Genomic DNA, 23,477 nt, shown 5'->3' with positions numbered 1-23,477 from the left:
CTCATCAAGAACTAACCAGGTTACTTGAAGTATATGAAAATTCTATTGACTGTCGCGGCGAGTTTCGAAGATTTGGAATTGAGATATGGGCATGTCACCAAGACATATTCTTATCTTTACCAAGGCCTTCGGGGCTTGGGGTATGACGTATACTTTTATATCCATGAAAGTGCGAGGCATAGAAGGCTAAAAGGACTCACATATACAACACATAAAGATATTGCATTTCCGGAGTTTGTTGAGAAAATTCGCCCGGACGTGGCGTTCATATGGGGAGGACGCCGGCAGGAGGATCAGCTAACGAAGAAAGTATTGCGTGATTGCAACCCATCCGTACGTTTGATTTTCTCCGAGCTAGGCTGGTTTCCGCAAAGGGATAATGTGTATTTTGATGACCTGGGAACTAATGCTGAGGCAAGGATAAGTCGTTGGAGTGACAGCAAGCTAGAAAACTCCCAGCGTGCAGCTTTCCTCAAATTACGAAAGAAAATTTTGAGGGCTGATCTTTCGTTGCCATTTTATAAGCGAGTACCTGATTTCGATATGGAGCCGCCCGATCGAAATAAATACGTATTTGTTCCGCTTCAGGATGAGAGTGATACAAATATCACAGAATCATCGCCATTTGCCAAAATGGAAGAATTCGTTCGGTGGTTAAGTAGTTCATACCCTGAGGCTAAGTTCCTGGTCCGCCCGCACCCGCGCGCGCCGGTGGAGGGTTTGCCTGATCTGAGCAACGTTACGTACCAGCCCGCGAATGAAACTTTATTTTCTCGTTTTGATGAAATTGGGCTGGTATTAGGGATTAATTCTACCGTTTTACTACAGTCAGCTATGCACAATAAAAGTGTGATAGCCGTTGGTGACGGCATTGCGTCGTTTGGTGGCTGCGTGGAAAAAATAGATGTTAATCAGCCTCCTGCCTCGCTGTGGGATTTTACGTTGGAGCGGGGCGCTGCGTTGGACAGGTTGGCGTTTCTACTAATCGGTCGCCAGATCCATGAAAAAAAACTTAAGTCCTCCAGTTTTCTCAAGAGAAGCTATCTGATTTCGATGATAGAGGGAGGATAGCCGCTTAATTCGAGCGTAATTAACATTCGTGTTCTTCAGACCGTGATGGGTTGAAAAAGTAAATTTCGAATGTGATCTGAGGGATGTCAGGGCAAGCTGGAAGGGATTCTGTTGTGTAGGTGTAAAAGCGTTGTATATCGGGCGCTTTTCGCATATTTCCACTGCGCAGAGACGCTGTAGTGTGTCGGAGTAGCCGGTGAATATGTCGACATTGCTCAATAGTAGTATTTGAGCGTTATGTTTCTGCTTATAAAAATACCTGCTTGTTGTTTGATGCGAAACACATCGAAGCTTTTTAAAGCTTTGGTGTATTTGGGTGTGCAGTAATGAAAGCTGCTTTCGCTGACTCGTTTGCTAAGAATGAATTGAATTATGTGCACAAGCATGAATGGGAGTTGGAAAAGGGATGACTAAGCGATTGGTGTCAGTTGCCATGTGTACGTACAACGGTGAGGCGTACCTTGAGGAGCAGCTGGATTCTATACTCGCTCAGACGTATCGCGACATTGAAGTGGTTGTTTTCGATGACTGCTCCAGTGATGGAACCATGGCTATACTGAATCGCTATTCCCGTCGGGACGATAGAGTTCGGGTTCATCGTAATGAGTGCAATGTTGGCTTTGTAAGGAATTTTGAAAAGGCAATTTCAGCTTGCCGAGGAGAGTTTATTTCTCTTGCAGATCAGGATGACATCTGGTTTGAGAATAAAATAGAGCATTTGCTGGGGGAGATAGGTAGTAACCTGATGGTTTACTCGAATGTCTCGGTGGTCGACGCCGGAGGCCGTCCTTTGGATGTTGAGTTTCCTGGTCGAAAGGTGCGTAGGCTTGAGGGTGACTGTGCGCTTGCTTTGCTCTTTACCAACTGTGTCACTGGGCACGCGAGTGTTATAAGGCGAGAGCTTTTTGATCTGGCGCACCATTCGCTGGCAAAGATGAAGTATCACGATCAGTGGTTAGCAATTGCTGCGGCTTCGAAGGGGAGGCTAAAGGCCTGCGACGCGGTACTTTCTTTGTATAGGTCTCATGGAAATAACGTTGTATACGGAAGATCGTCAGGGAAAAAGAAATCGCGCCATGATCGGTATATGGACAGGCAGTTGGAGCACTTGCAGACAATTTCAGTTGTTATCAATTCCGGCTTGCTTCGTGAAAGTGATCAAAAGCTCGTCACAGAGTTGAAAGAGCTGTATCAGCGCAATACGTCAACGTTTATTAATTGGAAGCTGAGGAGCTTTTTGTTGCATCACAAGCAAAAATTCCTGCCGATATATAAGAATGAGGAAAAAATTGCGAAAAGATTAAGTCGGGGAAGGTGGTACTACATTCTGCTTCCTTTTGCCTGATCAAGGTTGTTAATTAAAAGTATTCTAGCGTGGCGAGAAAAATGGAAAATATGGAAAAAGCGTCGAGCGATAATGTAAAAGTAACGCTGCTGATGGTGACGTATAATCAGGAAGACTATATAGAAGAGGCGATTTCTGCAGTGCTTTGCCAGGATTATCCTAGCGTTGAGGTTATTATTTCAGACGATTGCTCAACAGATGGCACATATCTTCGAGCGAAAAGTATGGTTGAGGCTTATCAGGGCCCCTTTGAAATAACACTGCGTTGTAACGACAAGAATCTGGGCTTGATCGAGCATGTGAATGTGGCGATGAGACTTGGTTCCGGTGAATTGGTGGTGCTGGCCGCGGGGGACGATATTTCATTTAGCTCGCGCGTTTCCCGTTTGGTTGAGGCGTATCTGGCGAACGACCGCCCAATGTTGCTGTGTTCTAAAGCGAAGACTATTGATCAGAACGGCAATGTGCTTGGTGGTGAAGCTCCGGATGTGGAAATTCAAAGTGTTCCCAGTGTGGAAAAAGCGCTGTTTTCGACAAGTATCTATTTGGGGGCCAGCGGCGCATGGTCCCGTGAGCTAATTTCTACATTTGGCTCGATAAACTACCGTGGGACTTATGAAGATCTGGTTATGGGGTTCAGGGCTGCTTTGTGTCGTAGCGCAGTGTATGTCGATGAGGCGTTGTTATATTACCGAGTAAATGTAGGAATATCCTCTCAGGCCTCAATGTTGAATGGCGCAGATAAAATTGCGCAAAGAATTGCAAGGTTAGAGTTTGAGCGTGACACCTTTTCACAGCGAAGAGATGATCTGCGCAAGCATCGCGATCGAGTGGGTTTTGGCGTAGCGAAATTGATAGCAAAAATAGAGAAGCGTTGTGCGCGGCTGAACGTGCGAGTGAATTTTTATCGTAAACCGGGGTTGTTGGTTCTTGATTTTTTCAGGCGGCCAATGGCATTGGTGTCAGGGGTCAGTGCGGAGTGGAAGTTTTTACGCGCGATCAAGTTGGAAGGATTGTAGGGATGAAGAACTCGCCGTCTGATAAAAATGAGGGTAGGCAGGGCTTAATCAATATCCTCGATCTGGTTGTCCGTGGTGACGACCGTGGATCGCTGGTTGCGTTGGAGTCAGAAAAATCGCTGCCGTTCCCTCTGAAGCGTGTGTATTACATTTTTGGCACCCAGGCGGGTGTGTCGCGCGGATTTCACGCTCATCACTCGCTAAAGCAGGTGCTTGTTTGTGTGTCGGGGAGCTGTCGTGTGCTGCTGGATGATGGCCAATGCCGCGAAGACACTATTCTGAATTCTCCGGATAAGGGTTTGCTGATTGAAGGGGTTGTTTGGCGGGAAATGCACGACTTTAGTAGTGACTGTGTGCTACTCGTCCTTGCGAGCGACTATTACAACGAAAACGACTATGTTCGTAGCTATAGTGAATTTTTACGGTTGGTTGGCTAATTCTTTCAGTATGTATTGGTATTTTCAGCGGGTGGTATGGATCAGCCCTGATTCTGTATTTTTGCGACGGAGAAGTTTGTGATTCCCTTCTTGGATCTGAAATCGATAAATGCGCAGTATCGTAGCAGCTTGATCGAGGCGGTGACCCGTGTGATTGACTCGGGCTGGTATATACGTGGTTGTGAAGTTGAGGCGTTTGAGGACGAATTTTCCAGGTTTTGTAATGTTGCCTGTTCGGTCGGTGTCGGGAATGGCCTGGATGCCTTGACGCTTACGTTGAATGCGTGGAAAGAGCTTGGCCTGGTTGATGACGGGGATGAGGTAATCGTACCCGGTAACACGTATATCGCAACGGTGCTTGCGGTTAAAAATAGCGGATTGGTTCCTGTATTGGTGGATCCAGATGAGCGCAGTTTTAACTTGTGCCCGGAAAAAGCAGAGGCGGCGATATCGGCAAGAACGAAAGTGTTGCTCCCGGTTCATCTTTATGGCCGGCTTGCAGATATGCCCGCGCTTTGCGCGCTAGCCGAGAAACACAAATTACTTGTACTGGAAGATGCTGCACAGGCTCATGGTGCGTCTTTGAATGGAAAAAGTGCGGGCAGTTGGGGGGATGCGGCGGCATTTAGTTTTTATCCCGGCAAAAATCTCGGGGCGCTGGGGGATGGTGGAGCTGTTACGACACAAAGTCAGCAGTTAGCCGAAGTTGTCCGAATACTTTCTAACTATGGTAGCCAGAAAAAGTACCAAAACGATTATGTTGGTGTGAATAGCCGTCTCGATGAAATGCAAGCCGCTATTTTGCGGGTCAAGCTTGCCGGGCTTTCCAGCGAGAACAGGCGTCGCGGCGAAATTGCCGCGAAATACGCTGAGGGCTTGCGCCATAACGCAATACTATTACCCGATCCAGGCGAAGCTGGCGGGCATGTCTATCACTTGTACGTAGTTCGTACCCAATACAGAGAATCGCTGATGCGCCATCTGCAGGAGTGTGGTGTTTCCACAATGGTGCATTATCCGATTGCGCCTCACCGGCAGAAGGCGTTGCCGGACCTGCGTTTTCTCGATTTGTCGCTAACCGAGCGACTCCAGCATGAGCTGCTCAGCCTGCCCATAAGTCCATGCATGTCAGATGACGACGTGCAGAAGGTCATAGACGCTTGTAATAGTTGGTCGATCTGAGTTGATTGGTCTCATTGTGCAGGGATTTGCCGTTAACCCCGCTCCCCTCTTATATAGGCTGGTGTGATTAATCCCGACAAAGCGGGTCTACGGTCGTGAATGAATCAGGTATGCTAGGCAGCTGCTTTTGATCGTTTCAAGGTGTCCGAAAATTCTTTTCAGGACAGGGGTAGGGTACTTTCCCTGACTTTGTCCTGTTAAACATCGGGCACGATAATCGTATAGTCCTTTGAGTTCCCTATGTTATTGCTCTCCAAAAAAGAAGATTGGCTCGGTAATGTCCGTGCCGACCTCCTCGCCGGCCTGGTGGTGGCGCTTGCGCTGATTCCCGAGGCTATTGCCTTCTCAATTATCGCTGGTGTTGATCCCAAGGTGGGGCTGTACGCCTCTTTTTGTATTGCGGTGGTGATCGCGATAGTGGGCGGCCGCCCCGGAATGATTTCAGCCGCTACCGGTGCTATGGCACTGTTGATGGTGACGCTGGTCAAGGAGCACGGCTTGCAGTACCTGCTGGCGGCAACCCTGTTGACGGGGGTGCTGCAGATTCTGGCCGGCTACCTGAAGCTGGGGCAGTTGATGAGTTTCGTGTCCAAGTCGGTGGTGATCGGCTTCGTCAATGCGCTGGCCATACTCATTTTTATGGCCCAGCTGCCCGAGCTGACGAATGTTACCTGGCATGTGTATGCAATGACCGCAGCGGGACTGGGGATTATCTACCTGTTTCCCCTTCTGCCCAAAGTGGGGAAGATTATTCCCTCTCCTCTGGTATGTATTCTCAGCCTTACCGCATTCAGTTTGATTGTCGGCCTGGACATTCGCACCGTTGGTGACATGGGTGAACTGCCAGATACTCTGCCCATTTTCCTGTGGCCGGATGTGCCGTTGAACTTTGAAACCTTGCAGATCATCTTCCCTTATGCGGCGGCGATGGCGGTAGTCGGCCTGTTGGAGTCGCTGATGACGGCGACGATTGTGGATGATTTGACCGATACCGGCAGTGACAAAAACCGCGAGTGCAAGGGCCAGGGTATCGCCAATATCGCCTCGGGGATGCTGGGTGGTATGGCCGGTTGCGCCATGATTGGTCAGTCGGTGATCAACGTTAAATCCGGCGGGCGAGGCCGCTTGTCGACCTTCTTTGCCGGTGCAATGCTGCTGACCATGGTGGTTTTCCTGAGTGATTGGGTGTCGATGATCCCCATGGCCGCGCTGGTGGCTGTGATGATTATGGTATCTATCGGTACCTTTAACTGGGGCTCCGTTACCGGCCTGCGCACAAACCCTTTGTCGGCGAATGTGATCATGTTAGCCACTGTCGCTGTCGTCGTGTGGACCCACAATCTTGCTTATGGTGTGTTTGTGGGTGTGTTGTTGGCGGCGCTGTTCTTTGCGAATAAAGTCAGTCGTTTAATGTACATTGAAAGCGAGCTGGAAGATGGCGGTGAGACCCGGCGCTATCGGGTGGTCGGGCAGGTGTTCTTTAACTCTGCTGACCGTTTTGCGTCAAATTTCGACTTCAAAGAAGCATTGGACAAAGTGATTATCGACCTCAGCCGCGCCCATTTTTGGGATATTTCCGCGGTGGCCGCCTTGGATAAAGTTGTTATCAAATTCCGCCGTGAGGGGGCCGATGTCGAATTGATTGGCCTGAACAAAGCCAGCGAAACCATTGTTGATCGCTTCGGTGTGCATGACAAGCCGGAAGAAATCGAAAAAATTCTTGCTCACTAAAATCTGAGTGTTGAGGCCTTGGCCTACTGTAATCGTGGTGTAGAGGGTGCCGTTAATGGTGAAAAATGCACAACACACAGGAGTTCATCGGCTAGCAGATGTGCAGACCGAATCTATAGGATCGGGAACCAGAATTTGGCAGTTTTCCGTAGTGCTCGCCGGGGCCCGTATCGGAGAAAATTGCAATATTAATGCGCAGGTGTTTGTCGAAAATGACGTTGTGATTGGCAACAATGTCACTGTCAAGTCGGGAGTTCAACTGTGGGACGGCATCGTTGTTGAAGACAATGTTTTCATTGGTCCCAATGTTACGTTTACGAATGACAAATTTCCCCGCTCGAAGGTATACCCGTCTGCTTTTCAGAAAACGACGCTGAAGGCCGGCGCTTCCATAGGGGCGAATGCCACTATTCTGGGTGGGGTCACCATTGGGGAGGGAGCCTTGATTGGAGCCGGTAGTGTGGTGACCCGGGATGTTCCGCCCGGTGAGCTCTGGTATGGCAACCCCGCGAAATCCAGAGGATCTGCCCCAAAATGAGGGTGCAGGCGCTATAGCCTGTGTCGGATTTTGTAGAAGCCTTCTGCGTGGTGGGCTGGCCATGCTAGTCTAGACTGACACTCGAAGAAGGGGCGCGACCCACTGCGTCGCCTTACGACCAGGAGCCCAGGAATGAATAATAATTACGTGCTGGCCTGTATTGACGGGGCGAGCTTGACCACAGCGGTAGTGGATTATGCCGCGTGGGTGGCCCGACAGGCCGGTGTGCCGCTTAAACTCCTCCATAATATAGAGCATAGACCCCAGGCGGCGGTGGCCGACCTGAGCGGCAGTATCGGGCTGGGTAGTCAGGAAGAATTGCTTGAGGAGCTTACCCGGGTCGAGCAAGAGCGCAGTCGGCTATTGCGGGAAAAGGGCAAGCTCATGCTGAAGGCCGCCGAGGCGCGTGCCCGTGAATCGGGGGTGACCGAGGTGGAGTGCTGGCAGCGCCACGGCAGTTTGCAGGAATCTCTGGTAGAGCTGGAAGCCGATATCCGTGTGCTGGTCATGGGCATACGCGGCGAAGAACATAGTGAAGGGCAGCTCGGCGCCCATCTTGAAACCGTCATTCGTGCCCTGCACCGGCCAGTTTTGGTCGTCAATACCGCCTTCTCTGTGCCCAGAAAGGTGATGCTTGCCTACGATGGCACCGAGGCTTCGCGCAAGGCGCTGGACATGGTTTCCGCGAGCCCGGTGTTTGACAATATCCCCTGCTCGCTGGTTTATGTGGGGGATGACGCCAAAGGAGATGCCGTTCTGGGCGAGGCGGCCCAACATCTGGGGGCTGCCGGTATTCCCCACGATGCGGTTCACCTGCATGGGAAAATCGACGAAGCGCTGATCAGGTTTCAGGGTGAAAACGATGTCGATCTCACCGTGATGGGGGCTTTCAGTCATTTGCGCATCCGTGATGTGCTGCTTGGCAGCTTCACCCATAAAATGCTCGCCGGAACTCGCAAGCCATTGTTATTGCTGCGTTAATTTTTTCCAGAGACAGCGCGGCGTCAGTGGCTTGTGGCGCCCGCTTCACTAATTGTCGCCTCGACACTTGTTTTACAAGTGTTCAGTAGTAACATCCCTTGACGCAGGGCATTCTGCCCGTTGTCAAACAGGGGATGACTATGGAAACAGTTGAGCGCAGCCAAACCGCGATTCGGGCACCACTGCAAGAGTGCTTCGATCGGCAGAAACAGGCCTATTTCGCGGAGCCGGTACCCAGCTACGCCCAGCGTAAACAGGACCTGTTGACGCTGAAAAAAATGCTCAGTGATAACCGCGAAGCGGTGATCGAGGCAATTTGCGCCGATTACGGCAACCGTTCCCGCCATGAAACCCTGTTTGGCGAAATCATCACCGTCACCGACACCATTAACGACGTGATCGGAAAACTGCGTCGATGGATGAAAGTGCAAAAGCGCCACGTGGATCTGACCATGTTCCCCGGCGGCAAAAACCGGGTTATTCCTCAGCCCCTGGGTGTTGTCGGCATAATCGTGCCGTGGAACTTTCCGATCAATCTGAGCTTTATTCCACTGGCTCAGGCCTTTGCGGCGGGCAATCGCGCGATGGTGAAAATGTCGGAAAACTCCATTCACCTGAGCCGACTGTTGATCGAGCTGTGCCCAAAATACTTCCCCGCTGACAAGCTGCAATTCTTTGAGGAGACTGGCGGGGTGGGGATTGAATTTTCCCAATTCCCCTTTGACCTTCTGGTGTTCACTGGCTCGGGACAAACCGGTCGGGCGGTGATGGCCTCAGCGGCGAAAAACCTTACCCCCGTGGTATTGGAGCTGGGTGGCAAGGCGCCTGCGGTGATCGACCCGGACTACCCCACGGCCAAGGCCGCTGAACGCATTCTGTTTATCAAGCAGTTCAACGCCGGGCAGATTTGTACCAATGTCGACTACGTATTCGTTCATAAAACCCGCCGAGAAGAATTTATCGCGGCGGCGAAGGCCTATGTGGCCAGACACTGCCCGGACATTGGCAGTGTTGACTATACCGCCATAATCGACGACCGCTCGGTGCAGCGATTGGAGAACACCCTGGAAGATGCGCGCAGCAAAGGGGCGACCATTATTAACCTGTGTGAACAGGAGATCGACCGTGAGGCGCGCAAGTTCCCACTTCACCTCGTACTGGATACCAGTGCGGATATGACGATTCGCCAGCGGGAAACCTTTGGCCCGCTGCTGATGGTGCTGGAATACGAGAGCCCGGCAGAGGTTGTGGACTATGTGAATGCCGGCGATCGCCCCCTGGCCCTGTATCCCTTTACCCATAAACGGGCACTGTCTGACATGTATATCGAGCGCATTATGTCAGGGGGAGTGACCGTCAATGATGCCCTGTTCCATATCGCCCAGCACGATATGCCCTTTGGTGGCGTCGGTGCCAGTGGCATGGGCCATTACCACGGCTATGAAGGCTTTTTGACCTTCAGTAAACTGCGGCCGATTTACTATCAGCCCGCGTTTTCACCGATGACGCTGCTGCGCCCGCCCTATGGCAAATTTGCTACGCGGTTCTACAATTTTTTAGTCAAGTTCAAGGGCTGATAGCCGGTCTGGGTTCTACACTAAGCGGAACGCATTCAGCTCCCCGGGGGGAAAGCATGTCACTGTATAAAATTCTGGCGCTGTCACTGGTTGTGGCGGTATCGGCCTGTGGGCGCACGAACGAAGGCGGCGGCCCACAGGGCTTTGCCGATGTGGACGGGGCGCGTATCGTCCGCGCCGAGGCCGAAGAATGGCTTAGCCACGGCCGCGACTACGGCGAGCAGCGCTTTAGCCCGTTGACTAGCATCAATCAGCGCAATGTCAGTCGGTTGGGGTTGGCTTGGTATGCTGACCTGCCCACCCGTCGGGGGATCGAAACCACGCCGTTAATGGCAGACGGCGTACTTTATGTCACCGCCTCCTGGGGGCATGTGCTGGCCTACGATGCGCGCACCGGCGGGAAATTGTGGCATTTTGACCCGAAAGTGCCGAAGGATTACGCGGTGCGGGGCTGCTGCGACGGCGTCAACCGCGGCGTCGCGTTGTGGCAGGACAAAGTGCTGGCGGCGAGCTACGATGGCAAGTTGCGCGCCATCGACCGCAAAACCGGGGATCCGCTCTGGGAAGTGGATACCCGCATTAATACCGACGACCCCTACACCATTACCGGCGCTCCGCGAGTCGTTAACGGCAAAGTCATTATCGGCAATGGTGGGGCTGAACTGGGTGTGCGCGGCTATGTCAGCGCCTACGATGCCACCAATGGCAAGCTGGTCTGGCGCTTCTTCACGGTGCCGGGTGATCCCGCAAAAGGGTTTGAAGACGACACCCAAGAATGGATCGCCAGTACCTGGAATGGTGAATGGTGGAAAAATGGCAAGGGCGGTGGCACCGCCTGGGACTCATTCGCCTTCGACCCCAGCTTGAACCTTCTCTACATCGGTGTAGGCAATGGCTCCAGCTGGAACCACAAAGTGCGCAGCAACGGCGAGGGCGACAACCTGTTTGTGTCTTCTATTGTTGCGGTGAACGCCGACACCGGTAAATACGTTTGGCATTACCAGACGACCCCCGCAGACAGCTTTGACTACACCGCCACCCAGCACATGATCCTCGCCGACCTGGTCGTTAAGGGCAAAAAGCGTAAGGTCATTATGCAGGCGCCGAAAAACGGCTTTTTCTACGTGCTGGATCGGCGCAATGGAAAACTGCTGTCGGCGGAAAAATATATGCCGGTGAACTGGGCGAGCCATGTCGATATGGAAACCGGTCGGCCAGTTGAAGCCGAGGGCCTGCGCGAGGGCAAAATTCCACTGGTCACCCCCGGCCCCAGCGGCGCGCATAACTGGCAGCCAATGAGCTATAGTCCGCAAACCGAATTGGTCTATATTCCCGCACTGATGTCCGGTGCCATATACATCGACGACTTCTCTGCCCAGGACCGCAAAGGCGTGTGGAATACCAACTACGCCGTGGCACCTATGGTTGCCGTGCCCGATGAACTTACCAATGAACAGCGCGCGGGCATGGGCGAAATGGTACTCAAAGCTGTGTTGCAAGCCCGCGACCCCAAAACCAATGCCGTGGTCTGGCAGAAGGAGGGGGGCTTTTTCTCCGGCGGTGGGCTCCTGTCTACCGCGGGTAATCTGCTGTTTCAGGGTGACCTCGAAGGCACTTTCCGTGCACGGGCCGCCGACACCGGAGAAGAGCTGTGGTCCCAGGACGTACAGGGCGGCATTATGGGCTCGCCAATCAGCTATCAGCTGGACGACGAACAATACATTGCGGTTGCCCAGGGCTGGGGAGGGATCAGCGGCCTACCCTATGGCGCAGTGGCCGGGCCGCGAAACATGATCAACATCAGCCGTCTGCTGGTCTACAAACTTGACGGCGACACCGCCCTGCCAAGGGTGGCGGTAAAAGAACAGACACTGCCCGAACCGACTCTGGCCAGTGCGGATACAGAAACCATCGAAGCGGGGCGTGTACTGTACAACCAATACTGCGCCGTATGTCATGGCGGCAACGCCATCAGCGCCGGGTTAATCTCCGATCTGCGTTATCGCATCAACGACATCGCACCAGCCTGGCAGGCCATCGTGCGCGATGGTGCCATGGCCTCATTGGGTATGCCCGCACGGGGCGAATTTATCACCGAAGCCGAAGCCGAGGCGATTAAACACTACGTGGTACACGAGGCGCAGCTGGGTCACCAGCGCGGTGAAAAGCGCCTAGTTAGGGAGTGACGGCCGGGGTCTGTCCCCGTTTTGAGTGGGGCAGTTTCGGTTACGTGCTAAAGCAAAAACGCAGGCAATAAAAAACCCCAGCTGCTACCAGCTGGGGTGTTGGTGTTGGTGGGCCGGCGTCACTTTAATATGTCTATTAACTAATTGATAATAAAGGGTTTAAGTTTTTCGGTTTTTGTTTGTGCCCCTGGACGATGTCGTTGTGGGTCATGTGATCGCCTTAATTTAAGAAGAGAGAAACGAGTGGCTGGTTAATGTAGTAGTTGCTGCGGCCCACTTTCTCTTTGGTGACTAGCCCGTGTTCGACCAGTTGTTCCAGATATTTGGTGGCCGTGAGTCGAGTGACCTGCAGGTCGTCCATCACGAATTCAATCTTGGTGTAGGGGTGGTTGAAAAGATTGTTAAGCAGTTCCTGTCGGTAGATCTTGGGCAGTTCGTTCCGAAGAGTGGTTTTGTAGTCTGACATCAGTGCCTTGATGCTCTTTACCAGGTGGATTGTGTTGCGGGCGGTTTGGGAGATTCCCTCCAGCATATACAGCAACCACGGCTCCCAGTTGCCGGTATCACGCACGGCTTGCAGTTCGCGGTAGTAGTCACCTTTGTTCTGGATGATAAACCGGCTCAGGTAGAGCACGGGCAAGTCCAGCAGGCCTTTGGCGACGAGGTACAGGATATTGATGATGCGACCGGTACGACCGTTGCCATCATAGAAGGGATGGATGCTCTCGAACTGGTGGTGGATGATCGCCATTTTTACCAGTGGGTCGGCATCGCAGAGGGCATCGTCGTTGATGTAATCGACGAGATTGCTCACCAGTGACTCGACCTCCTCGGGTTCCTGGGGAGGGGTATAAATGATGTCACCTGTTTGCAGGTTTTTAAGTGCTGTACCCGGCAGCCGACGTAGCCCGGCGCGATTTTTTTCGATAATTTGCTGAATTTCCAGAATGTCCGCCAGCCGTATGATTCGGCGCTGTCGTATGCGGTCAAAGCCGGTCTTCAGGGCGATGGCGTAGTCCTGTACTTCTTTGGCCGCCGGGTTCACGAGGTTGTCGTAAAACAGGGTGGCTTTGAAAAGTTCGTCCTGCGTGGTGACGATATTCTCAATCTCAGAGCTGTCTTTGGCCTCCTGTAACGACAGTGTGTTAATCAGAATCGCCTCGTTGGGTATTGAGGCTGCGACGCCTTTTAATTCCGCGAGATAGCGATGGGCCTCGGCGCATCTTTTCAGCACTGCCCGAGATTCCCATTGCTGGATGTCCGGTAACGGAAGTGGCGTCATTTAAGGCTTCGTCCTCTGGATAGGTTTCGCGGAATATGTATAGTTATTACGATATTTTATATATGTGAATGCGAATATGTATAAAAAATTAGAAAATTTATACATGTGTCGCTGTTCGGTATAAAAACACGCCATTTTTATACATGCTAATCACGGTTATGAGGCTTCCCAGAGGCTCTCATTGATGGTTGAGATTACACTATCCAATTGATTGTTAAGGATTTTGTCGAACTGTCTGGCGCCACCGCTGAACGCCGGTAGCTGGTTTATGGTCTCGCGGTCGATGATGACCTCGTGGGTGAGCTGCTTGCCGAGTCGTTCCAGCCACTTCTGTTGAAGGGGCGTCCAGCTTTGCTGGCTGAGTATTTTCTGTAGCCCTGCCTGTACCCGCTGCTCAAAGGGAATCATGGCCTCGCCCAGAGCGGCCCGGCGGATATGACCAATGATGCTGGCGGCAATATCCTGATTGGTTTGATGCCGCCATGCACTGCGCAGTGTGGCTTCGGTGTAGCCTTTGTTGTCCAGCATCAGGCGAATTTCCTTGAGCTGGGAGCGGGTCAGGTCGCGGGGGCGGTTGACCACGGCTTTAATAGCCGCTGACTCGTTAATCTGTTCGCGAATAAATTGGGCGAAGCTGTCGAGATAGTCTTCCGGTCGAGCGTATTCACCGTAGTTTTGTTCACGCACTCGAAACTCGTCTTCATGGTCGGAGATAACGGGCATTCGCTCGCTGCCGATCAGGGCTTTCACCTGCGCCAGTTGATTCAGAAAGCCCGTGTGTTGGGTGAGGAATTCGGCTGCCTGTTTGGGGCCGAGAGTGTGCAGATGATGGTGAACTTGCCCCGGCTCGACGCCCCAGCTGTACTGCAGTTCGTCGAGCTTTTTCTGCAGTGCCGGATTGGTTTCTGCGCGTTTGCTCGCCTTGCGCATGACCTGCATGACTTTTTGGCCAAGCTGGCTCAGTACTGTGTCGGCGTGGCTGGTATCCGCGTCTTCCCCAGGGCTATTGAGGCTCGCTTCCAGTTTATCCGGGTCAGTGAGCTCATCGCACAGTTGCTCCAGGGTAATGTTGGGGTTCCGTACCAGAGGTTTCATGGTGGAGACGGCTTCCAGCGCAGCATAGATGCCTACGGGGTCGTAGATGCGGAAGCAGGTTTTCCCAATTTCATCGCATCGCCGAGTCGCCCTGCCAATCATCTGTTCATAAAGGATGCGTGAGCGCACGCGGCGCAGGAACACGAGATGAGCGATTTTGGGTACATCGATCCCGGTGGTAAGCAGGTCCACTGTGATGGCGATATTGGGGTAGCGTTCGTTTTTGTAGCGGCTGATCAGTTGGTCAACCTTGTCGCTGGTGCCGGTAATCTTGGCAACGGCGGTTTGATTGTAGTCGCCGTTATGCACGTCAACGAAAGCTGCGTCGAGCAGACGCTTGACCATGTCTGCGTGCAGGTCAGTGGCGCAGAAAATCATTGTTTTTTCGTCGCCGAAAGGGTCGAGCTCATGGGCAAGCTGCTCGCAAATAACTCGGTTAAAGCTCTCGCTGATCACGCTGCGGTTAAAGGCGTCGACCTCAAAGTCCAGTTCGTCGTCCAGCTCTGACGTTTCGATTTCGCCAGTAGCAGTGTTGATCGCCGAGATTGTGGTGCCGCTGTCAAAATGGATGCCTTGCTGGCTCAGCAAGGTTTCATAGCGAATAGGCGGTTCGTGGTCGATCAGCCAGTCGTCCGCCACGGCCTCACGATAGGAGTACGTGTAGACGGGTTTGCCGAAGATCTCGCTGGCAGGTCAGAATGGGCAAGCGAGTCAGGAAGCTGTTTGAGACCACGGCTGAGGCCAGCCGATTCGAAAAGTTAGTACTTAGCCGAGCACATGAGGCCAAGCCTTGGAATAACCCTTCTACTGATAAGCGGAGATTGTCCGAACTAGTCGAGCGCTGGTATCAAGTAAAAGGTATGTATCTCAAAGATGGCCCTAAGCGTAGGCGCTATTTACTACAAACAGTTGAGCGACTTGGGGATCCGCAAGGCGCAAAGCTGAAGCCTGGCGATTTTCATGAGTATGCTGCGGTTAGAAAGGAGCAGGGTATTGCCGATAAGACGCTGAACAATCACCTCGGCTATCTGAATGCGGTCTATAACTACTTGCGCGATATCGGGGGAGATTGAGTACGAAAATCCAATCTCTAAAGCGAAAATGATCAAAATAGACGAGCGGGAGCTCTCGTGGCTTTCTACCGAAGAGATTCAGCATCTCCTTGCTACAATAGAGACGTTTACCAGTAATCCGCACGTACTGCTGCTAACGAAAATCTGTCTTGCTACCGGTGCGCGATGGGGTGAGGCTGAGTCACTGACAAAAAAACAAGTCGCTGACGGGAAGCTACATTTCGTTCGCACAAAAAGTGGTAAGAGTAGAAGTGTTCCGGTATCAGAAGGGTTGTTCGAGGAAATTCGTTCTCACCTCGAGAGGCGTGGTGCTTTTGCTTCATCGTTAAGTGCTTGCCGGAGAGCGCTGAAGGCCTCAGAAATAGAGTTGCCAAAGGGGCAGGCAGCGCATGTGCTACGCCATACGTTTGCAAGTCATTTTGTGATGAATGGCCGAAATATCATCACTTTACAGAAGATCCTAGGTCACTCAACTATTGTTATGACGATGAGGTATGCTCACTTAGCGAAGGATCATCTGTTGGATGCCGTTCAGCTGAATCCGCTAAATACTCGCGGAAATTAGCACTAGAAATTACTACCACGCCGACATTTTGAATAATCGTCCATTAGGGCCCTCGTCGTGTAACTGGCAGACTATTTCAGTGGGTGAGAATATGGGGCTCTCCCCTTCTGCGGTTTCGGGTAGATCTGAGCTAATTACCGTTATAATTGATTGAACGCCAAGTTCGGAGTATTGGCGAATTACGGAAAGTAAGTTTTCCTTTTTTCGGTTGTCAAGTGACTCAAATATGCCGTCATGAAATACAAATCTTGGGAATTTACATGTTAAATGTGAGCGGAGAATAGCTAAGTCAAATGCGATACATAGCAATTTTTTGTAAGTAAATCCTGAGTCCTCGCTAGTTGCAACGCCGGAATCGTTAAGGATTTCAGCTTTGAAGTCAATGTGGTCTACGTTATTTAATCCTGCATTAATTAGTGCATTTCGATTAATAACATCATGAACGATCTCGCTAAAAAACACCCTTATATTTGAGTAAAGGCTAGAATCGTCGCTGCTTTTGCTTGCTATGTCCTCATCGATCTGTATTTTAATCGAATCGTGTTGATCATTAAGTTTCCTGATCTCTTTATTTAGTGCTTTGAGCGAATCAAAAAGTTCTTTCTGTCGCTCTAAGAATTCAATGTCTGCTTTTAAGGATACTAATTCGTTTGATGCCTGTTTGTACTTGGAGAAAATTTCGGTGTTGCTCAGAAATGATAGTGATTTAGATCTTTCATTGTTAAGGCTGGTGATGGCCTTGTTGATTAAGCCTAAGTCGTTTTCAAGTGCTAGTTTTTCTTCTTTGAGATAGGTGCTGCGCTCTTTTGTTATGGCTCTATTGAAGTCTATCAGCTGGGTAAAATCTTTTTTAATCTGACCGTTAAATAGTATTCCAGCTTCTTTAAATATGGATTCAGCTTCATCTGGATTGAAGATGATATTGTCTTCTTCTATCGCTTGCTTTACTCGCCGTAAATTGAATAGTTTGGAATATCTTTCCGAATTTAGTTCGGAAATTTGAGTGTCTATATTTTCGATGATTTTTGTAGTTATTTCTTTGTCGTGATCACTGAAATCAAAATCATCAACTAGAGTTTGCTTCTTGTTAAGGTCGCGTCGTTTAATTAATAGTATGCCGTCGAGCTTATTTAGATCGTCGAATTGAGCTCCGAGATCTTTCTTTATAAGAGCTGCTGCATTTTCCTTTTTTTCCAGCTCTACTTCGATTTCATATTGGCTTGCTATTAGCTCGGCGTTAAATCCAAGCGAATGCGCTAGATATGGCTTCCATTGTGCATCTTTTCCTGCAAATTTTCTTAGTCTAAAGACATCGCCATAGTCATCTTGTGAGCGCAGAAAATAATTGATTCCGTTACGAAATGTCCAAGGTTTTATTCCCTCTAAATCTAGAATTCCGTCTAAAAGTTTCTTTGCTTTGTCAAAGGTAACATTAAGATGATCCCAGTTAGGATCATCCAGATCGCTATAATTTTGCCACTTCTCCGAGTGCTTCAAAAAGCTTACTTTTGAGCTATTTTTAACTGATCTTTTGATGGTTAAATATTGTGATTTTTCAAGCTTTATTTCGAGGTAGAACGTAAATTCTTTGAATTTGTCAAAGTGCTTAAATAAGAAGCTCTTTGGATTTCTTTTTGCCAGAAGAGAAAAGTCCAGCACGCGACCGAGAGTACTTTTTCCAAGATTGTGTGTGTCTTTGGCACGATTTTCAGGTAATCGAATTTCGCCATAAATAACATTTAGGCCGTCATTAAACTCAATTGGAGTAAATTTTTCTGGCTTATTTGTATATAGCCGTGAAAGTTTCATTTGACAGGTTCTATATATTCAAAAGAGTCTGTTTTTCGATGATATTCAATGGTGCCCATTAAATATAAGAAATTTAGTGCAGGTAGAAACAATGAATCAGCGCTTTTTATGCGTGATTTGGCATGCTTAAGTAGTTCATCAAATTGCTCGGTTCTCTTGCTTTTAAGTCGAGTGAGCAATATGAATGCCATACTTATAATAGTTTTGTCAGGATGTGAATGCTTGCTAGGCTGTAGCATCTTCTGATCCTATGTCACAACACCAGTACATATAGAAAAGCATAGATCTTGTCAGTGGTCGATTTTTGCTTAATACGGGGTCGCGACTAAAAAGTAGGTCAATAATGTAATTGTAAACATCATCAAATTTCTGGAACTCAGTTCTTTTTGCGATGATTTTTAGCTCAAACTCCTCGACTACTTCTTCGTACTGCCTCCGTAGAATATCGTTTTCTGGTGCATTCAAAAATGAATCGATAATCGGTGTGTCTTTTAGGTACCTATTGCGCAAGACCTTCGCAAATGGTTCTGACATCATGTTAATTTTGTTTTTTGTCGCATAGGGGATTCGTTCTGTTGGCGGTTGTGACCCTGCTATGGACTTAAAATCATGGTTGGCAAGTGCTGCGACGACATCTGATAGATCATCAGGACTAACAATTAATGGCGCATCGATTGGATTGAGGTTCGCATTTTCTGCAGCAGAGGGGAACTTCTTTAACCAGCTATCAAGTTGTTCAAGACCGACAAGAAATATCGAAGCCTTAGAAATTCCGCACTGGCTAGAGATGAAGTCACAAATTTTCTCGCCCGCGCCCGCTGGGTATCGCCTATTAGAAAAAATAATGTAATTGTCTAGCTTTTTACTCTTCTTAAGGTTTTGGATTCGTGGAATCTCTTTATGGATAACAGACCCAGTCGAAGTTGGGCTAAAAAAGTCGTTATCACCAAAACTCTTGTTTATACCGTTGGTATGTTTGGCTTGAATTATAGTAGTTCCTTTCCAAGGTGACGCTGTGCTTGGAAATTGCGCGCTAGTACCAACAAATTTTGCATCACGACCGCCATCGGGGCCTTTAGCAAACGCCTGGACACCGAGCCCGAAAAGGTCAGTACAAATATTGACCACAAGAGATTCAAATTGGTCTTCCCCCATGTCTTCATACGCGTACTTTTTCATCAGGTCTCATTCCTTGAGCGTCATTTTATTCTTGGTGTCGATTTGAACATAGGTAGTATTAAATTGCGAGATGACCGTTGGGGCTTCGAATGCCCTGTGTGGTCTTTTTGTAGTCACGCGGTATATTTGTTGAGCCTAAAAATTAAAAAACCCCAACAAAATCAATTTGTTGGGGTTTTGGTGTTGGTGGAGCCGGGGGGAATTGAACCTTCGTAAATCATAGTGGAATCAATCTGTTATGATAAATTGTGGCCAATCAGTGTCATTGATAAGCTTATTCAACATTTCATGTGTGCCCTCAGATTCTCTACTTCTTTTGAGAAGCGGTCAACGATAATTGGGTGGCTGCCTTGATCCATTTCCCATTCGAATAGATATTGGCCTATAGCCATTCTCTTATTGCCAGCATTTGCGTTTTTCTGACTCTCTAATATTCTGGCCAGTGTTTCGCTAATTGGTGATATTCCTTCAATGTGACATTTGACTAGGGCCTCGAATTCACCTATGGACGCGAAAAAAATGCGTTCTAGTTCAATGTCATCGCCGTATTTTTCTCTAAGAGATTTAGAAAGCATTTCATTTGTTAAATAGGAAAAGTGCTCTGCATTTATTACTTGAAGTTCTCCGTAGGTGATAATTATTGCGAAATCTCTGTGTGGATTCTTAGGTTTTGTATCATGGTTTTTGTTGAGCCAATTGTTGAATTCAATGCATTGCTTGGTTGCTTTGGCTATGTTGGCTTTAGTTGCTCTCAGTATTTCCATGCTGCCGTCATTTAGCATTAAGTTGTTTGAGGCAGAGACACACTTTGCTTCAACGGAAATTCTTGCGTTGTTCGATTCGTCGCTAATTAGAAAGTCCACAACTTTTCCTGATCTCTTTCTTTGTAGAAGCTGCTTTTCTGTTGCGTATGGTAGATTTAGTGAAGAAATTATACTTTCGACATGCTGCTCAAACTTTTTGGTAAACAAGGAATTGAATTCCTCGAGTGAGTCTTCAGATAGGGTGTTGTATATGAAGTTCTCTATTCCACGGAAAAATATTTGACGATGCGGAATCCAGTATGAATTGTTCAATAGCAAAAACGGAGTATTAATTAGAGGCGTATGTTCATAGAATTCGGAAGCCCTTCTCTGTGCGGGTTGTGTCTCAGTCAAACTGTCTCTTAATTTGGTTATTGTTTTTGAGGTGGAGTTAAAAAAGTCCGGAAGGTTTTTGGTGAGCGCTGGCGATAAACTGGAGTACCAGTGATTGTTTACATTTAGTGATGTGGAGTTGTGAAAGTTTACGGCTGTTGCTAGCGATAACATTAAAAAATGGTTTATATCAATGTTGTGTTTTTTTTGAAACTTAATTCTTATCTTGTGGTTTTCTTCTATATCGCCAAAGAGAATAAATTGCCTTCCAATTTCTTGGAATGATAGTGGTTTCTGATAAATAAACTGCTGGTGAATATACTTCCGAAAAAAATGATGGCTAACGTCATATTCATCAGGCATTCGGTTATTGGACTCAAGGTTGCCAGTGAGTCTTAGGATTTCCGTTAGCTGCTTGTCGGTTGCGTTTGGTCGAGAGCTGTGGTGGAACTGCTCATCCATTATTATCCATTTTACTAATAGCAAGCATACCCAAGGTCTGCGCTTTCTGCAGTTGTCAAAATTTGTCTGCTCCCGGTTCGCGTAGTCAAGAATTCTAACAATTAGGTCTGTCGGTTCGAACTTGCGGAACTTGTTTCTTATTGTTTTGAAATTCCTATAGTACGTATTTTGTATTTCCGAATCAGTTCGCATCTATCCATCGACCATAAACTTTTCGAATCATGCCCCAATCAGAGTGCCCCATTTGTGAAGCCAGCCAAAGTGGGTTCCTATTGTCACTCAACATCTGCGACGCAAACGTGTGTCGCATCTGGTAACACTCCCGGTACTTCACTCCGGCTGCCCCGATAGCTGGTATCCACACTCGCTTGCGAAAAGGCTGGTCAGAATCCCACCGCTCCCCAGATTTCGGGTCGGTAAAGACGAATTCACAGCTGCCTTTGATATTGTGCTGAGCGATAAGGGCTTGAATAGCCTTTTCGTGAAGCTGGATTTTCCGCTTCCCTGCCGTTGTTTTGGGTTCTTTAAGTCGTCCATGAACCAGTGCTTCCTTGATGATGGCGTATCCATCGTCGATTGAGACGTTTTCCCACTTCAGGGCCAGCAGCTCCGAGGTGCGAAGCCCTGTCCAAAAGCCGAATTGCACGGCGTTTTTGGCTGGGCCGTCGAGTACCGACAGGATACGATCAATCTCGTCCAGCGTAAACGGTTCGGGTTCACGGGCTCTGACCTTCAGGTTTTTTATTCGTGCCATAGGGTTCTGGTTGATAGTGCCATCCATATAGGCTTGCTCCATGACTTGCCGCAGAGGAATTAGGGTGTTGTTGATGCGCTTGGCCGATACCGACAGGGTATTGATCCAGTCTTCGATGTCCTGCCGGTTCATGTCGTCCAGGGTGTAGTGGCCCCAGCGGGGTTCGAGGTAGTGACGCACTGCTGAGGTATAGCCGCGCACGGTGCTGTAGGCACAGCGCTTCTGGCAGGAGATCAACCATCGGTTCATGGCTTCGCCAACCGTAATATGGCACCCGGTTTTGGAGGCCTTGGCGATGGCGCTTCGGCTTTCCGGAAACTCGGTGGCATAGTCGAAGGTGCCACGCTCAATTTTGGACAGCACTTCAAAGCGGCGGTTATTCGCATAGCGTAAATTGGACTCTGTTGGGAGGATGCGCAGCACTTCCCGGCAGCGCTTCCCTTGATAGGTGAATGTGATTTGGATGCTCTCAGCGCCTCTGACGGTTACGCCGCGGTATTTTCGAGCCATTTGTTGACCTCCTCTACGTTGATCATGATTCGGCCATCGGGGCCTTTGGTGAACTGCTTGCGGAATTGCCATGTGCCGTTCTTGGTCTTTGCACGGATTGCGTCTTCCGAATAGCCGCTGGCTTCGGCAAATTTTTTGATCGTGACGTACTTGTTCATTTCGGGTTCTCCGTTGGTGTAGATTGGTGCTGATGGTTGCCGGAAAAACCGCCGGTGAGAACGACACAAACCCCACAGTCGACGGATGTGTGGGTGAGATATTTATTAAATACAAGGAGTTATCGAGGTGGCTGGGGTGTTGCAGGATGCCGATCAATTACTGGCTGTGGGCCAGGAAATGCAGTCATGGGTCACGGAATCCGACCTGATTAACTTGAAGCCGGTGGAGTTGTTTTCCGCGATCTACCGCCGAACGTCTGAATATTTGACCAACGGGATTCCTGTCGAGGAGGCCTACTTTCCCGCAACCGACTTGAATGCGGATCTCAAAGGTATACCGCTGGGTGAAGACAGTTCAGATACGGCGGGTAAATACGTGCGCACCAACTATGCCCGGATGTCGGAAATTCTGGCGGAACACAAACCATCGTTAAGGAAGCGGCTACGGAAGAAAGGATACCGGGAAGAACTGGATGTTGAGGTCATTTCAAAGCCCGGTGATCCTCGCAAGTACTATCAGCTAAAGCTGGTCCGTATCCCCGAATCGGATGATGCTGAATCGTCGTCTGAGCCAAAAAGTGATCCTGGCATAGCAGTTTACTCGGTCCGGCAGTTACCCAAATTTCTGCCGTGGGCCAAGCCTTTTGCAGAGCTTACGCTGTCGGGTTGGCGACGAAGCCTATTTGTTGGCGGTATGGTCACGCTGTTTTGTGCCCCGTTGGCGGTGTTTCTGCTTGCAATTATCGGTGGGCAGCTTTTGCTATGGCATGTATTGGTGGGGTCGGCGGCGGCTATACTGCTTTGGTTGTTTAAGCCGCTGATCGATGTGGTCGAGAGGTCGATTGTCAGGGCACCGGACTGGATGCTGAGATTGAACGATGTTGATGTGCAGTTGGAGCTGAGGGAAGTCGGCGCGCAGGACAATGGGTTGCCTCTGCGCCAAATCCGTTTGGTGAAGTATGAGGCAGAATGTCCTGTTTGCGGTGGCAATATGGCGGTTGTGTCCGGGAAGCGGGAGTTTCGTGGCCGCATGGTGGGGCAGTGTTCCCGCTCGCGGAGCGAACATCTTTATTCCTTTGATCACATATCAAAACGTGGTGTGCCGCTTCGCACGAACGGCTACTATCGAGGTCGCGACGTATGAAAGCTAAGGAATTTGACAAGAAATTTGATGACAACGACGCTGATGTTATCGATGACATCGATTTGTCGACGGCTCGTCGTCGAAACCAAGCCACACGCCGCGTTAATGTGGACTTCCCCGAGTGGATGCTTGATTCCCTCGACAAGGAAGCTGCTCGATTGGGCGTTACCCGTCAGTCCGTTATCAAGGTCTGGCTGGCCGAGCGATTGGATAAAAGCGCATCAAGCCAGCACTGAGTCTCAA

General features: G+C 49.6%; 22 protein-coding genes. 14 read left to right on the top strand and 8 right to left on the bottom strand.

The window, feature by feature from the left end:
• Window positions 1-33: 33 nt before the first annotated feature.
• From HCU74_RS17155 to HCU74_RS17110, 10 genes are all read left to right on the top strand, one after another.
• The gene (locus HCU74_RS17155; RefSeq protein WP_168451633.1) at window positions 34-1,071 is read left to right on the top strand and encodes a hypothetical protein; all 1,038 of its coding nucleotides are present in this window, start codon (window positions 34-36) and stop codon (window positions 1,069-1,071) included.
• Window positions 1,072-1,477: 406 nt separating this feature from the next.
• The gene (locus HCU74_RS17150; protein ID WP_168451632.1) at window positions 1,478-2,416 is read left to right on the top strand and encodes a glycosyltransferase family 2 protein; all 939 of its coding nucleotides are present in this window, start codon (window positions 1,478-1,480) and stop codon (window positions 2,414-2,416) included.
• A gap of 41 nt (window positions 2,417-2,457) precedes the next feature.
• Complete coding sequence (locus tag HCU74_RS17145) at window positions 2,458-3,435, top strand: glycosyltransferase (protein WP_168451631.1); 978 nt, start codon at window positions 2,458-2,460, stop codon at window positions 3,433-3,435.
• 2 nt (window positions 3,436-3,437) lie between these two features.
• Window positions 3,438-3,872, top strand: coding sequence for a sugar 3,4-ketoisomerase (locus HCU74_RS17140; RefSeq protein WP_168451630.1), 435 nt, complete (start codon window positions 3,438-3,440; stop codon window positions 3,870-3,872).
• A gap of 78 nt (window positions 3,873-3,950) precedes the next feature.
• A complete protein-coding gene (locus HCU74_RS17135; protein ID WP_168451629.1) occupies window positions 3,951-5,054 on the top strand; it encodes an aminotransferase class I/II-fold pyridoxal phosphate-dependent enzyme in 1,104 nt (367 codons plus the stop codon).
• A 240-nt stretch (window positions 5,055-5,294) separates the two neighbouring features.
• Window positions 5,295-6,785 carry a SulP family inorganic anion transporter gene (locus tag HCU74_RS17130; protein ID WP_168451628.1) on the top strand — a complete coding sequence of 497 codons (1,491 nt, stop codon included), beginning with the start codon at window positions 5,295-5,297 and terminating at the stop codon, window positions 6,783-6,785.
• 55 nt (window positions 6,786-6,840) lie between these two features.
• On the top strand, window positions 6,841-7,323 hold the full coding sequence (locus HCU74_RS20210) for an acyltransferase (protein ID WP_168451627.1): 483 nt from the start codon (window positions 6,841-6,843) through the stop codon (window positions 7,321-7,323).
• Between the two features lie 132 nt (window positions 7,324-7,455).
• Complete coding sequence (locus tag HCU74_RS17120) at window positions 7,456-8,304, top strand: universal stress protein (protein ID WP_168451626.1); 849 nt, start codon at window positions 7,456-7,458, stop codon at window positions 8,302-8,304.
• A gap of 140 nt (window positions 8,305-8,444) precedes the next feature.
• Window positions 8,445-9,881 (top strand): coniferyl aldehyde dehydrogenase, encoded by a 1,437-nt coding sequence (locus HCU74_RS17115; protein WP_168451625.1) that lies wholly within the window; start codon window positions 8,445-8,447, stop codon window positions 9,879-9,881.
• A 56-nt stretch (window positions 9,882-9,937) separates the two neighbouring features.
• The gene (locus HCU74_RS17110) at window positions 9,938-12,067 is read left to right on the top strand and encodes a PQQ-dependent dehydrogenase, methanol/ethanol family (RefSeq protein ID WP_168451624.1); all 2,130 of its coding nucleotides are present in this window, start codon (window positions 9,938-9,940) and stop codon (window positions 12,065-12,067) included.
• A 220-nt stretch (window positions 12,068-12,287) separates the two neighbouring features.
• Here HCU74_RS17110 and HCU74_RS17105 read toward each other — a convergent pair whose 3' ends face one another.
• Both HCU74_RS17105 and hsdR read right to left on the bottom strand, forming a co-directional pair.
• Complete coding sequence (locus HCU74_RS17105; RefSeq protein ID WP_168451623.1) at window positions 12,288-13,349, bottom strand: Fic family protein; 1,062 nt, start codon at window positions 13,347-13,349, stop codon at window positions 12,288-12,290.
• A gap of 156 nt (window positions 13,350-13,505) precedes the next feature.
• On the bottom strand, window positions 13,506-15,125 hold the full coding sequence (gene hsdR / locus HCU74_RS17100) for a type I restriction-modification system endonuclease (RefSeq protein ID WP_345889709.1): 1,620 nt from the start codon (window positions 15,123-15,125) through the stop codon (window positions 13,506-13,508).
• Between the two features lie 17 nt (window positions 15,126-15,142).
• On the opposite strand from hsdR, the gene HCU74_RS20070 reads away from it, so the two are divergent.
• The gene (locus tag HCU74_RS20070; RefSeq protein WP_246864674.1) at window positions 15,143-15,517 is read left to right on the top strand and encodes a phage integrase; all 375 of its coding nucleotides are present in this window, start codon (window positions 15,143-15,145) and stop codon (window positions 15,515-15,517) included.
• On the top strand, window positions 15,477-16,082 hold the full coding sequence (locus HCU74_RS20065) for a tyrosine-type recombinase/integrase (protein ID WP_345889705.1): 606 nt from the start codon (window positions 15,477-15,479) through the stop codon (window positions 16,080-16,082). The genes HCU74_RS20070 and HCU74_RS20065 overlap by 41 nt, the downstream gene beginning before the upstream one ends.
• 12 nt (window positions 16,083-16,094) lie before the next feature.
• On the opposite strand, the gene HCU74_RS17090 is transcribed toward HCU74_RS20065, so the two are convergent.
• The 6 genes from HCU74_RS17090 to HCU74_RS17065 form a co-directional block, all read right to left on the bottom strand.
• Window positions 16,095-17,891: a DUF2326 domain-containing protein gene (locus tag HCU74_RS17090; protein ID WP_168451622.1), complete on the bottom strand. Its 1,797-nt coding sequence runs from the start codon at window positions 17,889-17,891 to the stop codon at window positions 16,095-16,097.
• Window positions 17,888-18,082, bottom strand: a complete 195-nt coding sequence (locus HCU74_RS20340) for an ABC-three component system middle component 8 (protein WP_345889708.1) — start codon at window positions 18,080-18,082, stop codon at window positions 17,888-17,890. The genes HCU74_RS17090 and HCU74_RS20340 overlap by 4 nt, the downstream gene beginning before the upstream one ends.
• A 34-nt stretch (window positions 18,083-18,116) precedes the next feature.
• A complete protein-coding gene (locus HCU74_RS17080; RefSeq protein WP_168451620.1) occupies window positions 18,117-19,070 on the bottom strand; it encodes an ABC-three component system protein in 954 nt (317 codons plus the stop codon).
• Window positions 19,071-19,348: 278 nt separating this feature from the next.
• A complete protein-coding gene (gene gapS1, locus HCU74_RS17075) occupies window positions 19,349-20,860 on the bottom strand; it encodes a GapS1 family protein (protein WP_428480346.1) in 1,512 nt (503 codons plus the stop codon).
• Window positions 20,850-21,932 carry a site-specific integrase gene (locus tag HCU74_RS17070; protein ID WP_168451618.1) on the bottom strand — a complete coding sequence of 361 codons (1,083 nt, stop codon included), beginning with the start codon at window positions 21,930-21,932 and terminating at the stop codon, window positions 20,850-20,852. Before HCU74_RS17070 ends, gapS1 begins: the two co-directional genes overlap by 11 nt.
• Window positions 21,908-22,090 (bottom strand): excisionase, encoded by a 183-nt coding sequence (locus tag HCU74_RS17065; RefSeq protein ID WP_168451617.1) that lies wholly within the window; start codon window positions 22,088-22,090, stop codon window positions 21,908-21,910. Before HCU74_RS17065 ends, HCU74_RS17070 begins: the two co-directional genes overlap by 25 nt.
• A 136-nt stretch (window positions 22,091-22,226) precedes the next feature.
• Here HCU74_RS17065 and HCU74_RS17060 point away from each other — a divergent pair, with 136 nt between their 5' ends.
• Window positions 22,227-23,234: a hypothetical protein gene (locus HCU74_RS17060; protein ID WP_168451616.1), complete on the top strand. Its 1,008-nt coding sequence runs from the start codon at window positions 22,227-22,229 to the stop codon at window positions 23,232-23,234.
• On the top strand, window positions 23,231-23,470 hold the full coding sequence (gene brnA / locus HCU74_RS17055; RefSeq protein ID WP_168451615.1) for a type II toxin-antitoxin system BrnA family antitoxin: 240 nt from the start codon (window positions 23,231-23,233) through the stop codon (window positions 23,468-23,470). The genes HCU74_RS17060 and brnA overlap by 4 nt, the downstream gene beginning before the upstream one ends.
• The last annotated feature ends 7 nt before the right edge of the window (window positions 23,471-23,477 follow it).

This window comes from Spongiibacter thalassae, assembly GCF_012272835.1.
Classification (GTDB): Bacteria; Pseudomonadota; Gammaproteobacteria; order Pseudomonadales; family Spongiibacteraceae; genus Spongiibacter; species Spongiibacter thalassae.
This window is presented reverse-complemented; position numbering and strand designations above follow the sequence as displayed.

What these genes read in the sequence shown, in the direction of transcription:
- HCU74_RS17145 (WP_168451631.1), top strand. Translation starts at nt 2,458, where the DNA reads ATGGAAAATATGGAAAAAGCGTCGAGCGATAATGTAAAAGTAACGCTG.
- HCU74_RS17065 (WP_168451617.1), bottom strand. Translation starts at nt 22,090, where the DNA reads ATGAACAAGTACGTCACGATCAAAAAATTTGCCGAAGCCAGCGGCTAT.
- HCU74_RS17130 (WP_168451628.1), top strand. Translation starts at nt 5,295, where the DNA reads ATGTTATTGCTCTCCAAAAAAGAAGATTGGCTCGGTAATGTCCGTGCC.
- HCU74_RS20210 (WP_168451627.1), top strand. Translation starts at nt 6,841, where the DNA reads ATGGTGAAAAATGCACAACACACAGGAGTTCATCGGCTAGCAGATGTG.
- HCU74_RS17140 (WP_168451630.1), top strand. Translation starts at nt 3,438, where the DNA reads ATGAAGAACTCGCCGTCTGATAAAAATGAGGGTAGGCAGGGCTTAATC.
- HCU74_RS17110 (WP_168451624.1), top strand. Translation starts at nt 9,938, where the DNA reads ATGTCACTGTATAAAATTCTGGCGCTGTCACTGGTTGTGGCGGTATCG.
- gapS1 (WP_428480346.1), bottom strand. Translation starts at nt 20,860, where the DNA reads ATGCGAACTGATTCGGAAATACAAAATACGTACTATAGGAATTTCAAA.
- HCU74_RS17070 (WP_168451618.1), bottom strand. Translation starts at nt 21,932, where the DNA reads ATGGCTCGAAAATACCGCGGCGTAACCGTCAGAGGCGCTGAGAGCATC.
- HCU74_RS17155 (WP_168451633.1), top strand. Translation starts at nt 34, where the DNA reads ATGAAAATTCTATTGACTGTCGCGGCGAGTTTCGAAGATTTGGAATTG.
- HCU74_RS17115 (WP_168451625.1), top strand. Translation starts at nt 8,445, where the DNA reads ATGGAAACAGTTGAGCGCAGCCAAACCGCGATTCGGGCACCACTGCAA.
- HCU74_RS17105 (WP_168451623.1), bottom strand. Translation starts at nt 13,349, where the DNA reads ATGACGCCACTTCCGTTACCGGACATCCAGCAATGGGAATCTCGGGCA.
- HCU74_RS17090 (WP_168451622.1), bottom strand. Translation starts at nt 17,891, where the DNA reads ATGAAACTTTCACGGCTATATACAAATAAGCCAGAAAAATTTACTCCA.
- brnA (WP_168451615.1), top strand. Translation starts at nt 23,231, where the DNA reads ATGAAAGCTAAGGAATTTGACAAGAAATTTGATGACAACGACGCTGAT.
- HCU74_RS17150 (WP_168451632.1), top strand. Translation starts at nt 1,478, where the DNA reads ATGACTAAGCGATTGGTGTCAGTTGCCATGTGTACGTACAACGGTGAG.
- HCU74_RS17120 (WP_168451626.1), top strand. Translation starts at nt 7,456, where the DNA reads ATGAATAATAATTACGTGCTGGCCTGTATTGACGGGGCGAGCTTGACC.
- HCU74_RS20340 (WP_345889708.1), bottom strand. Translation starts at nt 18,082, where the DNA reads ATGGCATTCATATTGCTCACTCGACTTAAAAGCAAGAGAACCGAGCAA.
- HCU74_RS20070 (WP_246864674.1), top strand. Translation starts at nt 15,143, where the DNA reads ATGGGCAAGCGAGTCAGGAAGCTGTTTGAGACCACGGCTGAGGCCAGC.
- HCU74_RS17080 (WP_168451620.1), bottom strand. Translation starts at nt 19,070, where the DNA reads ATGAAAAAGTACGCGTATGAAGACATGGGGGAAGACCAATTTGAATCT.
- HCU74_RS20065 (WP_345889705.1), top strand. Translation starts at nt 15,477, where the DNA reads ATGCGGTCTATAACTACTTGCGCGATATCGGGGGAGATTGAGTACGAA.